The sequence below is a fragment of the Novosphingobium jiangmenense genome (assembly GCF_015694345.1).
Lineage (GTDB): Bacteria > Pseudomonadota > Alphaproteobacteria > Sphingomonadales > Sphingomonadaceae > Novosphingobium > Novosphingobium jiangmenense.
On record NZ_JADQDC010000009.1, the window covers coordinates 146236 to 159863 of the forward strand.

The 13628-nt window shown below is 64.9% G+C and carries 13 protein-coding genes; 4 read left to right on the forward strand and 9 right to left on the reverse strand.

Annotated elements, in window-relative coordinates:
• Positions 1-127: 127 nt before the first annotated feature.
• From I2488_RS13840 to I2488_RS13855, 4 genes are all read right to left on the reverse strand, one after another.
• Positions 128-793, reverse strand: a complete 666-nt coding sequence (locus I2488_RS13840; protein WP_196276401.1) for a TetR family transcriptional regulator — start codon at positions 791-793, stop codon at positions 128-130.
• Between the two features lie 111 nt (positions 794-904).
• Positions 905-2728 carry a glutamine--fructose-6-phosphate transaminase (isomerizing) gene (gene glmS / locus I2488_RS13845; RefSeq protein ID WP_196276402.1) on the reverse strand — a complete coding sequence of 608 codons (1824 nt, stop codon included), beginning with the start codon at positions 2726-2728 and terminating at the stop codon, positions 905-907.
• 37 nt (positions 2729-2765) lie between these two features.
• A complete protein-coding gene (locus tag I2488_RS13850) occupies positions 2766-3131 on the reverse strand; it encodes a type II toxin-antitoxin system VapC family toxin (protein WP_196276403.1) in 366 nt (121 codons plus the stop codon).
• Positions 3132-3134: 3 nt separating this feature from the next.
• Entirely contained in the window at positions 3135-3392 is a 258-nt protein-coding gene (locus tag I2488_RS13855) for a ribbon-helix-helix protein, CopG family (protein ID WP_196276404.1), read from the reverse strand.
• Positions 3393-3577: 185 nt separating this feature from the next.
• On the opposite strand from I2488_RS13855, the gene I2488_RS13860 reads away from it, so the two are divergent.
• The gene (locus tag I2488_RS13860) at positions 3578-3991 is read left to right on the forward strand and encodes a DUF3597 domain-containing protein (RefSeq protein WP_196276405.1); all 414 of its coding nucleotides are present in this window, start codon (positions 3578-3580) and stop codon (positions 3989-3991) included.
• Between the two features lie 29 nt (positions 3992-4020).
• On the opposite strand, the gene I2488_RS13865 is transcribed toward I2488_RS13860, so the two are convergent.
• Positions 4021-4758, reverse strand: coding sequence for a class I SAM-dependent methyltransferase (locus I2488_RS13865; RefSeq protein WP_196276406.1), 738 nt, complete (start codon positions 4756-4758; stop codon positions 4021-4023).
• A gap of 365 nt (positions 4759-5123) precedes the next feature.
• Complete coding sequence (glmU, locus tag I2488_RS13870; RefSeq protein WP_196276407.1) at positions 5124-6485, reverse strand: bifunctional UDP-N-acetylglucosamine diphosphorylase/glucosamine-1-phosphate N-acetyltransferase GlmU; 1362 nt, start codon at positions 6483-6485, stop codon at positions 5124-5126.
• 61 nt (positions 6486-6546) lie between these two features.
• Between glmU and I2488_RS13875 the strand changes: the two genes are divergently transcribed.
• Genes I2488_RS13875 through rsmA form a run of 3 tightly spaced genes read left to right on the forward strand, consistent with a single transcriptional unit; the run spans position 6547 to position 9066 of the window.
• Positions 6547-7236, forward strand: coding sequence for an HAD-IA family hydrolase (locus I2488_RS13875; RefSeq protein ID WP_196276408.1), 690 nt, complete (start codon positions 6547-6549; stop codon positions 7234-7236).
• A gap of 10 nt (positions 7237-7246) precedes the next feature.
• Entirely contained in the window at positions 7247-8248 is a 1002-nt protein-coding gene (pdxA, locus tag I2488_RS13880) for a 4-hydroxythreonine-4-phosphate dehydrogenase PdxA (RefSeq protein ID WP_196276409.1), read from the forward strand.
• Positions 8245-9066 carry a 16S rRNA (adenine(1518)-N(6)/adenine(1519)-N(6))-dimethyltransferase RsmA gene (rsmA, locus tag I2488_RS13885; protein WP_196276410.1) on the forward strand — a complete coding sequence of 274 codons (822 nt, stop codon included), beginning with the start codon at positions 8245-8247 and terminating at the stop codon, positions 9064-9066. The genes pdxA and rsmA overlap by 4 nt, the downstream gene beginning before the upstream one ends.
• 292 nt (positions 9067-9358) lie before the next feature.
• Here the strand turns inward: rsmA and I2488_RS13890 are convergent, their stop codons facing one another.
• The 3 genes from I2488_RS13890 to I2488_RS13900 form a co-directional block, all read right to left on the reverse strand.
• Positions 9359-11488 carry a malate synthase G gene (locus tag I2488_RS13890; RefSeq protein WP_196276411.1) on the reverse strand — a complete coding sequence of 710 codons (2130 nt, stop codon included), beginning with the start codon at positions 11486-11488 and terminating at the stop codon, positions 9359-9361.
• A gap of 136 nt (positions 11489-11624) precedes the next feature.
• Complete coding sequence (locus tag I2488_RS13895) at positions 11625-12782, reverse strand: iron-containing alcohol dehydrogenase (protein WP_196276412.1); 1158 nt, start codon at positions 12780-12782, stop codon at positions 11625-11627.
• A gap of 366 nt (positions 12783-13148) precedes the next feature.
• On the reverse strand, positions 13149-13628 hold the full coding sequence (locus tag I2488_RS13900) for a COG3650 family protein (RefSeq protein ID WP_196276413.1): 480 nt from the start codon (positions 13626-13628) through the stop codon (positions 13149-13151).

Genomic DNA, 13628 nt, shown 5'->3' on the forward strand with positions numbered 1-13628 from the left:
CGCCGGTTACGTGCCAAGACAGGCATTCTTCGCTTCTCCCAACCAACGGCTTCTGCGGCCGAGGACATCGAATCTTAATCCGACAATATGTCAGATTGAGGTGGGGTATTTTCAATCTTGCAGATCGTCAAGTTTGTTCTTGGCGAGGTGCCGGGATCAGCGCGGGCAACTGCCGTTCGGTAATTTCCCGCGCATCTGCCGGGGCAACGCCGAGACCCACGAGGATCATGGTGACGACCTGCTCGGGGTAATTGCCGTCCCGTTCCTCGCGCAGCATCGTCGATATTGCGGCGATGGTCGTGCCCAGGATCGCATCTCTCCCGAGGGCGCTATCCACGATCGTCAGATGCCCCGCCGCGATTGCGTCCACCACCGTGAGTTCAGCCTGGCGGAACGTTTCCGCGCCGAAGATGATGCCGTTCGCGCTGAGGTTGATCATCGATCTGCCCCAACCCGGAACTTCGCGAACACGATGCAGGTAGAAGCGGATTGCCACCGAAATGCGCTCGCGAGGATCCGGAAGCAGCGAGACGGTGTGGGTGACTGCGGTCAGGAAATCGTGGGTGACCTCATAGGTCACAGCTTCGCGAAGCTCGCTCATCCCGGAGAAGTGGTCGTAGAACGTCGCGCGGGTGATCCCCGCGCGCTGCGATACGTCTTCGATGCGGGCGTAGAGGCCATCTTCCTCGCCGAACAGCTCAAAAGCAGCGGCGATGATCTTGGCGCGTGTCTTCGCTCGCCGTTGCCGGCCTAGCTCAAGCCTGCGCGCCCTGTCCGACCTTGCGTCCGCCACGTTCAACCTCGCACCATTTGCGAAGGCTCATAAACCAATCTGACAGAATGCCAAATTCGTACACAGACCTCGGTTTGGCGAAGCAATGAACTGTCAGGCCCTGTGAGCGCGCTACTCCACCGTCACCGACTTGGCGAGGTTGCGCGGCTGGTCGACGTCGGTGCCCTTGGCCACGGCGACGTGGTAGGCCAGCAACTGCACCGGCACCGCATAGACCAGCGGGGCAATCAGCGGATGGACCTTCGGCATCTCGATCGTGGCCAGGCAGCCCTCGCCCGCTTCGGCAATGCCTTCGGCGTCCGAAATCAGCACGACCTTGCCGCCGCGCGCACGCACTTCCTGCATGTTGCTGACGGTCTTCTCGAACAGCGGACCTGAAGGGGCGAGCACGATCACCGGCACCGCCTCGTCGATCAGCGCGATGGGCCCGTGCTTCATCTCGCCGCTGGCATAGCCCTCAGCGTGGATATAGCTGATTTCCTTGAGCTTCAGCGCGCCTTCGAGGGCCAGCGGATAGTCCGGCCCGCGGCCGAGGTAGAGCACGTCACGCGCCGGCGCGATCAGGTGGGCCATGCCGGCGATTTCCTCGTCATGGGCCAGCGCCGCATTGAGGCAGGCGGGAGTCTCGACGAGTTGCTCGACGATCTCGGCTTCTTCCTCACGCGTCAGGCGACCGCGCTTGACCGCAAGGTGGGCAGCGAGCGCCGCGAGAACGGCGAGCTGGCAGGTGAAGGCCTTGGTCGAGGCGACGCCGATTTCCGGCCCGGCATGAGTCGGCAGGAGCAGGTCCGCCTCGCGCGCCATCGAGCTGGTCGGTACGTTGACGACGACGGCGATGGTCTGCCCCGCCGCCTTGCAGTGCCGCAGCGCCGCCAGCGTATCCGCCGTCTCGCCGCTCTGCGAGATGAACAGGGCGAGGCCGCCCGGCTCGAGCACGGGATCACGGTAGCGGAATTCGGACGCCACATCGATGTCGACCGGCAGGCGGGCGAACTGCTCGAACCAGTACTTGGCGACCATGCCGGCATAGAAGCTCGTCCCGCACGCCACGATGGTCACGCGGTTGATGCTGGCGAGGTCGAAATCGATCTGCGGCAGGGCTACGGTCTGCTCGACGCGGCGCAGGTGGGAGCGCAGCGTCTGGGCAACGACGACCGGCTGCTCGAAGATCTCCTTCTGCATGAAGTGGCGATAGTTGCCCTTCTCGATCGCCGCCGCAGTCGCGCCCGAGGCGACAATGGGGCGCTCGACCGGATTGTTGTCGGCGTCGAAGATCTGCGCGCCTTCGCGGGTGATGACCACCCAGTCGCCCTCTTCGAGATAGGTGATCCGCTGGGTGAGCGGGGCGAGCGCCAGCGCGTCGGAGCCGAGATAGGTCTCGCCGTCACCATAGCCGACGACGAGCGGCGAGCCGAGCCGTGCGCCGATCAGCATGTCGTCGTGGGTGCGGAAGGCGATGGCCAGCGCGAAGGCCCCGCGCAAGGTCGGCAGCACGGCCTTGACCGCATCCTGTGGAGAGAGGCCTGCCTCGACCTGCTCGGAGACGAGGTGCGCCACCACTTCCGTGTCGGTCTCGCTCTCGAACTTGCGGCCGCGTGCGATCAATGCGTCGCGCAGTATCTTGAAGTTCTCGATGATGCCGTTGTGAACCAGCGCCACTTCGCCCGTCGCGTGCGGATGCGCGTTGCTGGTGGTCGGCGCGCCGTGGGTGGCCCAGCGGGTGTGGGCGATGCCGATCAGGCCCGAGGCCGGATTGCGCGCCAGTTCCAGCACCAGGTTGTTGAGCTTTCCCTCGGCGCGGCGGCGGACGAGCTGGCCGTCTTCGACCGTGCAGATGCCGGCGGAGTCATAGCCGCGGTACTCCATCCGGCGCAGGCCATCGACCAGCCGGTCAGCCACCTGTTCCTTGCCGACGATTCCGATAATTCCGCACATGAGGATTCTGGGCCTTCGCTTAGAGAGTACAGGGCGCTTAGAGAGTATAGGGCACGCGGATGCCGGGCAGGTTAGCCGGGAAATCCTTGGTATTTCGTGTAACGAGAATGCTGCCGTTGATCTGTGCCGTCGCCAGCACCATCGCATCGGGAAGGGGCATACCGTGGCGATGATGCTGGTCGGCGGCGGCTATTGCTATGCGCCCGTCGACCTCTACGATTTCAAACGGCAAGATTAAATCGCGGACATGATCGCGCGTCTCTAGAGGCTCGCAAGCGAGTATCTCGGCCCAGACGAGCCGGCTGATGCGATGGCGGCGATAGCGCGACAGCTCGGCACGCGCCTGCGGCACGTCCCGCAGCCAATCGGCCAGAATGCACGTATCGAAGAAGGGGTCGGACAAGCGTCAGCCTTCCACCAGGGTGCCGCGACCACTGGCGCGAAGTTCGCGTTGGCAGTCTAGTCCGTCGCCGATGTCGCGCCGGTCTTTCCAGTAGCCTGCGCCGCGCACGATCCAGTCCGACCGACCGGGCAGCGGCAGACTGGCCTTGTAAGCGCTGACCGCATCGCGCAATACCGCCGCACGCGACTTGCCCTCCTCGGCCGCGCGGGCGTCGAGCCAATCGATGTCGGCTTCGGGAAGGTCGGCGAGAATGCGAGCCATGATGATATCATGATATGATATCGCGCTATCGTCAAGTCATCCTCTCGGCTATGTCGACCCCCAATGCGGCCTACGACGGTTTCGCCGCGCGCAGCCGAGGATTCGTCCGGCTGACCGCTCCTCGGCGGAACGCAATGCCTTCGCTCCGGTTGCCTGTCGTGAACCCCAAAGCAGAAGCCGGATCGATGAGCATTTTCAGCAAGATCATGGACGCCATCTCGTGGAAGGGCACGCGCCCCACGCAGACCGGCCAGACGCCCAAGCCAGCGCCCGCGCCCGCTCCGGCAGCACCGACACCGACTCCGACAGCAGCCCCAGCAGCGGCCCCCGCACCGACCCCAGCCTCGCAATTCGATGTCGAAGCCAACCTCAGCGAAATGGCGCAAGGCAAGGACCTCAATTGGCGCACTTCGATCGTCGACCTGATGAAGCTGCTCAGCATTGATGCGAGCCTCGCTAACCGCAAGGAACTCGCCCAGGAACTCGGCTATACCGGCGCACTCGACGGCTCGGCGGAGATGAACATCTGGCTCCACAGGGCGACGATGCGCAAGCTGGCGGAGAACGGTGGAAAGGTGCCGGCGTCGATACTGGATTGATCCGGCGCCGGCCGGAGAGGCTTCTCCGGTCAGGCCATCGCCGGAACAGGCTCGGCCGGCTTCGATGCCGGTTCGACGGTTGCGGTTTGCGGAGCCACTTCAAGCACGAAGGTCACTTTCGACATCGGCTTGATGGCGTTGTGCCGTACCTGCACCGATCTGGTCGTCAGGCCGTACCCGCCGAAGAACGCGCTCCACCCGCGCACCGAACGGAACGTCAGCGGCATCGGCATTTTCGCAATGGTGAACTTGCCGAGGCTCTTCCACGCCCGGACGCTGCCCATGATGATGTTGGCGTAATAGTCGTTCCAGGCAACGAAGACCCACTGCCATGGCGTGAAGAACGTGTCCTCGAAGATGATGATCCGGCTGCGGCAGACGCGGACCAGTTCGGCCATGGCCCGCTCCTGATCGACAATGTGATGCAGCACAAAGGCCGCCATGCCGACATCGACGCTCTTGTCCGGCAAGGGAATGCGATCGCCATCGAACATCAGCACTTCGACGTCGTCATCGGTATAGTCGATGATGTCGATGCCGATGATATCGACCGAGAAATCGCGGGCGACGTGCTTCAGGAAATCGCCGCGCCCGGCACCAAAGTCCAGGACCCGCTCACCCTTGTTGACGAACTGATCCATCGCCTTGAGCCGCGCCGCGATCTCCTTGCGCCGGTTTGCTTCCTGCAGGCGCGCAACGACCGACCGCGGCATCAGCACGTAGACCAGGACTGTAAGCACCATGATCGGGAAATAGATGAGGCTCAAGGGAAGCCCGATCAGAAATCGCAAACCTTCGCCAAAACTCGATTTGTACACGCGCCCCCCAATCCCTGACCCGCCCCGGTCAACCGGGGCAGTCTACACAACGAGGAGCGCATTCAATTCAATTAGAATTGTCGAAGCGAAAGTCCTTCAAATTTAAGTTACTATAATAAAACAAGTAATAATCATCCAAATCGGGTAGAGTTTCATCGCATGTCGAAGTGATGCTGGTCGCCCGATGCTGCAGCCGGTCAGTGCCTCCCGAAGCCTCGACCATCGCGCGGGCATGGATAGGCACCACCGGAATTCCGGCTGAGCGGGCCAGCAATGGACGATATGGCGAAGCGACTAGGCGCCGAACGCAGGTGTCAGCCCCGTTTCTCGGCCTTCTTCTTCTTCATCGCGTCGTGAAAGCGGTCGGCCCAGCCGGGCTTTACGAGCTGCTCGGCCCGCACCATGCGCAGCTCGCCATCGGCCACGTCGCGCGAAACCGCGCTGCCTGCTGCGACGATGGCATCTGCACCGATCTTTACTGGCGCAATCAGCGCCGAGTTCGAGCCGATGAAGGCGCGTTCACCGATCGTGGTCTTGTACTTGAAGTAGCCGTCGTAATTGCAGGTGATCGTGCCGGCGCCGATGTTGGCTTCTGCTCCCACTTCGGCATCACCTAGGTAGGTCAGGTGGCTGGCCTTGGCGCCACGGTGCATGACCGTGTTCTTGACCTCGACGAAGTTGCCGACCTTGACGTCCTCCTCCAGCTTCGCGCCAGGGCGCAGGCGGGCGTAGGGGCCGATATGCACGCCGGGCGACAGCGTTGCGCCCTCGAGGTGGCAGAAGGCGTGGATCGTCACTCCGTCTGCCACGGTCACGCCGGGGCCGAAGAACACGTTGGGCTCGATCGTCACATCGCGGCCGAGTACGGTGTCCCAGGCGAACCAGACCGTCTCCGACGCGATCAGCGTGGCGCCGTCGGCCATCGCCTGCGCCCGGCGGCGCTGCTGCCAACGGCCTTCGGCTTCGGCCAGTTCGGCGCGGCTGTTGATCCCGGCGACTTCGTCGGCATCGTCGGTCACGACAACGGCACAGGTCCGGCCATCGGCAATTGCGATGTTCACCACGTCGGGCAGGTAGTATTCGCCCTGGGCGTTGTCGTTGCCGACGCGGGCGAGCAGGCCGAACAGGTCGGCGCTGCGCACGGCCATGAGGCCGGAATTGCACACGCGGCACGCGCGCTCGGCCTCGGTCGCGTCCTTGTGCTCGACCATCTTCACGATACGGTCGCCTTCCGCAATCACGCGTCCGTATTGCAGCGTGTCGGCGGGTTCAAAGCCGAGCACGACCGCCGCCGGAGCATCAGCCTCGTGCAGGCGCGCGATCATCGCGCGCATCGTCTCTGCACGGACGAAGGGCACGTCGCCGTAGAGGATCAGTACGTCGCCTTCGAAACCTGCGAGCGCCTCTTCCGCCTGCTGCACCGCGTGCGCCGTGCCGAGCTGCGGGTCCTGCACGGCGATGGTCGCAGAGCCGCGCAAGGCCTTCTCGAGCTGCTCGCGACCATGCCCTGCGACTACTACCTGACGCTCGGGGTTCAGCTCCGCCGCGCTTGCCATCAGGTGCGCCACCATCGGCCTGCCGGCAATGGGATGGAGCACCTTGTGCAGGTCGCTCTTCATGCGGGTGCCTTTTCCGGCGGCAAGGACGATAGTCGCGAGAGGGGTGTGGTCGGTCATGCGCGCACCCTTGCCAGACAAACCTTGCGCTTTCCAGAACGGCGCGCCAGTTGCGCACATGATGGCGGATTTTCCTTATGCAATCGTCGGATTCGATCTCGACGGCACCCTGCTCGACACCAGCCACGACCTGGGCGTCGCGCTCAACCATGCGCTGGCACTGGCAGGCAGGCCGCCGGTCCCGCTGGAGGAGACCAAGCGCCACATCGGCGGCGGCGCGGCGCAGATGCTGCGCTCTGCCCTGACGGAGTCGGGCGGGGTGGACGAGGATGCCTTCCCCGGACTGCAGGCGCGGCTGATCGAGTTCTATGGCGAGAATATCGCCCATCACACCACGCTGTTTCCCGGCGGCGCGGCGATGATGGACGCTCTGGACGCGCGCGGCGTGAAGATCGCGATTGCCACCAACAAGGCGGAGGGCCTCGCGGTCAAGCTGTTCGAAGAGCTGGGGATTCTCCACCGCTTCGCCTGCGTGATCGGCGGCGACACCTTGGGCCGCCATCGCGCCAAGCCGAAGCCGGACATGCTGCACGAAATGGTCGAGCGCTGCGGCGGCGGGCGTGCCGCGTTCGTGGGCGATACGACGTTTGACGTCGGAGCCGCCAAGGCGGCGCAGATGCCGGTCGTCGCAGTCCGCTTCGGCTTCAACGACATGCCTGCCGACGAACTGGGCGCGGATGCGGTGATCGACCACTACGACGAGCTGGTGCCAACGCTGGAGCGCCTCGCCACGGCCGCGCAGAGCGTCTAGGCTGCCGCGCATGACCGCCCCTCTTGCCCTGACCATCGGCGATCCTGCCGGCGTCGGCCCCGAGCTTGCCGCCGCCGCGTGGGCGCTGAGCGATACCGAGGCCCTGACGCCGTTCTTCGTGGTCGGCTCGGCGCGTGCGGTCGAGGAAGCGGCTCAGCGGCGCGGGATCACGGTACCGATCTGCACTGTGAAGACGCCGGACGAAGTGGCCGACTGTTTTGCAGGGGCTCTGCCAGTGCTGGACCTTGGCGATCTGCCCTACGCTCCGGGCGAGCCTGACGATGCAGGCGCCAGCCTTGCGCTCAATGCGCTGGTGACCGCCACCGGTCTGGTCCGCTCAGGCGCGGCCTCGGCGCTGGTCACCGGCCCCATTGCCAAGAGCCGCTTGGCCCGCGTCGGCTTCGATCATCCGGGACAGACCGAATTCGTCGCCGAGGCCTGCGGCATCGCGGCCGAGAACGCGGTGATGATGCTGGCGGGGCCGAGCCTCAGGGTCGTGCCGATCACCGTGCACGTCTCGCTGCGGTCGGTGCCGGACCTGCTCAACGCCGAACTGATCCGCAACCGCGCGGCGATCACCGCTGCGGCGCTGGTGCGCGATTACGGGATTGCAAAGCCGCGCCTCGCCGTCGCCGGTCTCAACCCCCATGCGGGCGAGGATGGGCGCATGGGCACCGAGGACGCCGAGCTTGTCGCGCCCGCCGTCGCCTTGTTGCACGAGGCCGGGATCGACGCGTTCGGCCCGCTGCCGCCCGACACCATGTTCCACGCCGAGGCGCGCGAGGGCTATGACGTTGCCATCTGCATGTACCACGATCAGGCGCTGATCCCGATGAAGGCCCTGGATTTCGACGCCGGGGTAAACGTCACGCTGGGCCTGCCGATCATCCGCACCTCGCCCGATCACGGCACTGCTTTCGGCATTGCCGGAACCGGCAAGGCGCGCGTCGGGCCGACGATCGCGGCGCTGCGCATGGCAGGCGAATGTGCTGCGCGGAGGGCTTTGACATGACCAACCTTCCCCCCCTTCGCGACGTCATCAACCGCCACGGCCTCTTCGCCACCAAGGCGCTGGGCCAGAACTTCCTGTTCGACGAGCAGTTGCTCGACCGCATCGTCCGCGTCCCCGGCAGCCTAAAGGGCGAGAACGTCCTCGAAGTCGGCCCCGGCCCCGGCGGCCTGACCCGCGCCCTGCTGCGCGCGGGCGCGAACGTCACCGCCATCGAGATGGACAAGCGCTGCCTGCCTGCGCTTGCCGAATTGTCCGAAGCCTTCCCGGGTCAGCTGACCGTGATCGGCGGCGACGCCACCAAGATCGATCCGGCCACCCTGTTCGATGGGCCGTGGCACGTCGCGGCGAACCTGCCCTACAATGTCGGCACCCAGCTGTTCACCGGCTGGCTCAGCGGGCAGGACTGGCCACCGCAGTGGAAGTCGCTCACGCTGATGTTCCAGCTGGAAGTGGCCGAGCGCATTGTCGCCGCGCCCGGCACCGATGCCTATGGCCGCCTTGCCGTGCTGGCGCAGTGGCGCGCGACCCCGCGCATCGCGATGAAGGTCCACCGCAGCGCCTTCACCCCGCCACCCAAGGTGATGTCGGCGATCATTCACGTTGAGCCGGACACGATGCCGGAAGGCGTCTCGGCGCGGATGCTGGAGCGGGTGACCGAAGCCGCGTTCGGCCAGCGCCGCAAGATGCTGCGGCAGTCCTTGAAGGGTCTGCCGGGTGCGCTCGATGCGCTGGAAACGCTGGGGATTGACGCCCAGCGCCGCGCCGAGACGTTGAGCGTCGAGGAATTCGTCACGATTGCGCGGGTGCTGACGAAGTAGGGAAGCGGTTTCGCGCGGAGAAGTGACGGGCTCTGCCCGGAATGTCGCACGCAAAGCCGCAAAGACGCGAAGAGCTTGAGAGCGCCGCAGGCCCTGCCTGCGGATTTACTGCGTCTGCCGATCTACTGCAGCACCTCACGGGCTAAACGGCTTCGCCGCAAAGCGCGACACCTTCGCGTCTTTGCGGCTTCGCGTGAGAAAATTCTTCTCTTCTCTGCTCCCTCTGCGCCTCTGCGAGAAACAAAAAGGGCGGACCCGAAAGCCCGCCCCCGAAAATTCGAAACCTTCAACCTCAAGCCGGCTCTGCAACCTTCGCCACAGCCGCCTTCTTCTTCAGCCGCCACGCGTGCAGCAGCGGCTCGGTGTAGCCGTTGGGCTGCTCCACCCCGTTGAACACCAGATCGCACGCGGCGCGGAAGGCGAAGCTTTCTTCCCAGCGCCCGGCCATCGGTTCGTAGAGCGGATCGCCCGCGTTCTGCGCATCGACCTTCGCCGCCATGCGCTTGAGGCTGTCCATGACCTGCTCGTTCGTGGCCACGCCGTGCAGCAGCCAGTTGGCCATGTGCTGGCTCGAGATACGCAGCGTCGCGCGGTCTTCCATCAGGCCCACGTCGTTGATGTCCGGCACCTTCGAACAGCCGACGCCCTGGTCGATCCAGCGCACGACATAGCCCAGCAGTCCTTGCGCGTTGTTGTCGAGTTCCTCGCGCACTTCCTCTTCCGACCAGTTGGCCCCATCGGCCAGCGGGATCGCAAGCAAAGCGTCGAGCCCCGGCGTGCGCTCCTGCGCCACGCTTTCCTGCACCTCGAAAACGTCGACCTGGTGGTAGTGCATGGCGTGGAGCGTCGCCGCCGTCGGCGAAGGCACCCATGCGGTGTTCGCGCCGGTCTTCGGATGGGCGATCTTTTGGCTCATCATGTCGTGCATCATGTCGGGCGCGGCCCACATGCCCTTGCCGATCTGCGCCTTGCCGGAGAGGCCATGTGCGAGGCCGATGCAGACGTTGCGCTTCTCGTAGGCCGCGATCCAGCCCGACCCCTTGATCGCGCCCTTGCGGATCATCGCACCGGCCTGCATCGAGGTGTGGATCTCGTCGCCGGTGCGGTCAAGGAAGCCGGTGTTGATGAACACGATGCGGTCGCGCACCTTCTCGATGCAGGCGGCGAGGTTGGCCGACGTGCGCCGCTCCTCGTCCATCACGCCGACCTTGACGGTGTGGCGCTCAAGGCCCAGCAGGTCCTCGACCGCGTTGAACAGGTCGTTGGTGAAGCCGACCTCCTCGGGCCCATGCATCTTGGGCTTGACGATGTAGATGCTGCCGGTGCGGCTGTTGCGATGGCGGCCAAGGCCCTTGATGTCATGGCAGCCGATGGCGCTCGTGATCACCGCGTCCATGATGCCCTCGGGGATGTCGCTGCCGTCCTCGAGCAGGATCGCCGGGTTGGTCATCAGATGGCCGACATTGCGCACGAACAGCAGGCTGCGGCCCGGCAGGGTCATCGCCTCGCCCTTGGCCGAAGTCCACTCGCGGTCCGCCTCCAGCGCGCGGGTCAATGTCTTGCCACCCTTCTGGAAACTGGCTTCCAGATCGCCGCGCATCAGGCCGAGCCAGTTGCGATAGGCGAGCAGCTTGTCCTCGGCATCGACAGCCGCGACCGAATCCTCGAGGTCGACGATGGCCGTCAGCGCCGCTTCCATGACAATGTCGGCAATGCCCGCCTTGTCATCCGCGCCCACCTGATGGCTGCGGTCGATCACGATCTCGACATGCAGGCCATTGTTGCACAGCAGGATTCCGCCCGGCTTGGTCCCGGCAAACTGCGTCGCGTCGCACAGCACCGGCACGCCTTCTCCGTCCCAGTCGGCCCAGCTCATACCGTCGAGCGGGAAAGTGAGGTCGAGGAAGGCACGGCCCGCCCGGACTACTGCTGCCCCGCGATCCCTGTCGTAGCCACCCGGCCGAGCCGGCGGCGCATCCAGCGCATCGGTCCCGTACCATGCGTCGTAAAGGCTGCCCCAGCGCGCATTGGCGGCGTTGAGCACGAAGCGGTCGTTGAGCACCGGCACGACGAGCTGCGGCCCCGCCATGCAGGCGATCTCGCGATCGACGTTCTGCGTGCCGATCGTGAAATCCGCAGGCTCGGCCACAAGGTAGCCGATCTCGGTCAGGAAGGCACGGTATTCGCCCGCATCGATCGGCTTGCCCCGGCGCTGATGATGCCAGGAATCGATCAGCGCCTGCAGCGCGTCGCGCTTGCTCAGCAGCATGCGGTTTACCGGAGCGAAATGTCCGACCAGCGCGGCAAAACCCTGCCAGAACGCGCCCACGTCGAGCCCGAGCGGGCCGAGCACGTCATTGTCGATGAAGCTGGCGAGGTTTGCGTCGACCTTGAGGCCGTTGCGATCGATACGTCCGTTCATTTCACCCATGTCCATACGCTCACATAAGCGACGCCGCGCAAGACACGCGCCACGTCGAATCCGATGAACCTGGGGAGGAACGGCTCAAGCCTATGCATGATCCGTCAGACCATTGCAATCGTGCGAAAGTCCCGGCTCAGCCGTAGACCTCGGCATAGAGCCGCTCGATCTCGGCCGCTTCGGGCACCCGGGGATTGTTGCCCGGCGAGCCCGAGGCCAGCGCTTGCCGCGCCATCTCGGGCACGACCTCGAACCATTGTGCCTCGCTGATGCCGTGCGAGCGCGGGGTCGGCACCGCCAGGTCAGCGTTAAGCGCCGCCAGTTCCTCCAGCAGCCGCGCCACTGCGGATTGGTCACCCTCGTCCGCCGCGGCAACGCCCATCGCCCGCGCGCATTCGGCATAGCGCGAGAGCGCAGCGGGCGCGGAGAACGCCGTCACCGCCGGCAGCAGCATCGCATTGGAAAGCCCATGCGGCACGTGGAAGAAGGCGCCCACCGGACGGCTCATGCCGTGGACCAGAGCCACGCTGGCATTGGAAAAGGCGATCCCGGCGTGGTGTGCTCCCACCATCATCGCTTCGCGTGCCGCGCGGTTGCCCGGCTCGGCACACGCGGTGCGGATATTGGGCGCGATCAGCTTCATCGCCGAGATCGCCATGGCATCGCTGAAGGGATTGGCCCGCTTCGAGACATAGGCCTCGATGGCATGCGTCAGCGAATCGATGCCGGTGTCGGCGGTCAGCCGTGCGGGCTTGCCCATGGTCAGTTCGAAATCGACGATGGCCACCGTCGGCAGGAAGGCGAGACCTGCGCAGAGCATCTTCTCGCTGCTCGCCTCGTCGGTGACGATGGTGAACTTGGTCGCCTCCGAACCTGTTCCTGCCGTCGTCGGCACTGCGATGATCGGCAGGCCCGGCACGTCGGTCGTCGCCGGAGCCTTCATCGACTGCACCGGACGAGGGCCCACGGCCAGCGCGGCAATCGCCTTGGCAGTATCGATAGGGCTGCCCCCGCCAAAGCCGATCACGCAATCGCATTCAGCTGCGCGAAGGGCTTCGAGCGCCAGTTCGACCACGGCCACTGTCGGATCGGGCACGGTTTCGGCAAAGATCGTCGCGCGCATTCCCGCAGCGTCCAGCACTTCGGCCATACGCGCCACCAGGCCCGAGCCTACCAGGAACGCATCGGTGACAACGAAGGGCCGCTCCAGCCCGCACTGCGCCATCGCCGCTGGCAATTCGGCAAGCGCCCCGCCCCCGATGCGGATCACACGCGGCAGATTGATCGCAGCCATCTTCGTTCCTCTCGCTTGCCCTTATCCGACCGCAAAACCGGCGCGGGGGCAAGCCGCCAAAAGAAGAGTTCAGGCCGCGCCCGCGATGAAGACAAAAAAAGACCCGGCAGTTGCCCGCCGGGTCGGAAAGTTTTGGGAGAGGATGCCTGAAAGGCAGTTTCTGTATGCACCGCACACAGGTTTTGTGCAATTGCGAAATGATCTGATTCGGTTGTATTTTTTGCAATTACCTTCTCAAGTCCATGAATTCCTTGGATTTGATAGTTGTTGCATACGTAACGATACCCGACCGTTTCGTTCGCAATGGTTTGCAGGCTCAGTCAGCGAATCGGCCTTGTGCGGCGCACAATGCGGTTTTGTACACCGTCAACGGGCACAGCCGCGTTGCACGTCCCCGCCCAGACGCCGAACCACCGAGAGCGGATAGACCGTATCGGACATGCCATCCGAGCATGACCCCGGACTGACTTCAAGCACCAGCGGCAGGCCGCCGACCTTCGCGGAAATCACCGCCTTGCCGTCCCCGTCCTTGCGGGTGATCGGAACGGCCTGACCATCCGGCTGTTCCGGCGTCGACCAGGCAAGCGTCGCCCCCTCCACCCGCGCCGACCAGAACGGTTCGGTGCCAAGTGCGCGGAATGAGGGTGGCACGGGGGCCGCAGCCACGGTCGGTCCGCCAGAGGCAAGCATCGCATCAGGTCCTTCAGGAGCAACTGACGCTTGTGCAGTTGGCTCGCTCACACCCTCGGTCGAAGCCGCAGGCGATGGACCGGCTGGCTCGGAGGAACAGGCGGCGAGCGGAAGCAGGAACAGCGCCGCAGCGAACAAGGTGGGTAGCTTAGCCAT

Coding starts and splice junctions, on each gene's coding strand:
- glmS (WP_196276402.1), bottom strand. CDS start 2,728: ATGTGCGGAATTATCGGAATCGTCGGCAAGGAACAGGTGGCTGACCGG.
- I2488_RS13855 (WP_196276404.1), bottom strand. CDS start 3,392: ATGGCTCGCATTCTCGCCGACCTTCCCGAAGCCGACATCGATTGGCTC.
- I2488_RS13860 (WP_196276405.1), top strand. CDS start 3,578: ATGAGCATTTTCAGCAAGATCATGGACGCCATCTCGTGGAAGGGCACG.
- glmU (WP_196276407.1), bottom strand. CDS start 6,485: ATGACCGACCACACCCCTCTCGCGACTATCGTCCTTGCCGCCGGAAAA.
- I2488_RS13875 (WP_196276408.1), top strand. CDS start 6,547: ATGGCGGATTTTCCTTATGCAATCGTCGGATTCGATCTCGACGGCACC.
- pdxA (WP_196276409.1), top strand. CDS start 7,247: ATGACCGCCCCTCTTGCCCTGACCATCGGCGATCCTGCCGGCGTCGGC.
- rsmA (WP_196276410.1), top strand. CDS start 8,245: ATGACCAACCTTCCCCCCCTTCGCGACGTCATCAACCGCCACGGCCTC.
- I2488_RS13890 (WP_196276411.1), bottom strand. CDS start 11,488: ATGAACGGACGTATCGATCGCAACGGCCTCAAGGTCGACGCAAACCTC.
- I2488_RS13895 (WP_196276412.1), bottom strand. CDS start 12,782: ATGGCTGCGATCAATCTGCCGCGTGTGATCCGCATCGGGGGCGGGGCG.
- I2488_RS13900 (WP_196276413.1), bottom strand. CDS start 13,628: ATGGCTAAGCTACCCACCTTGTTCGCTGCGGCGCTGTTCCTGCTTCCG.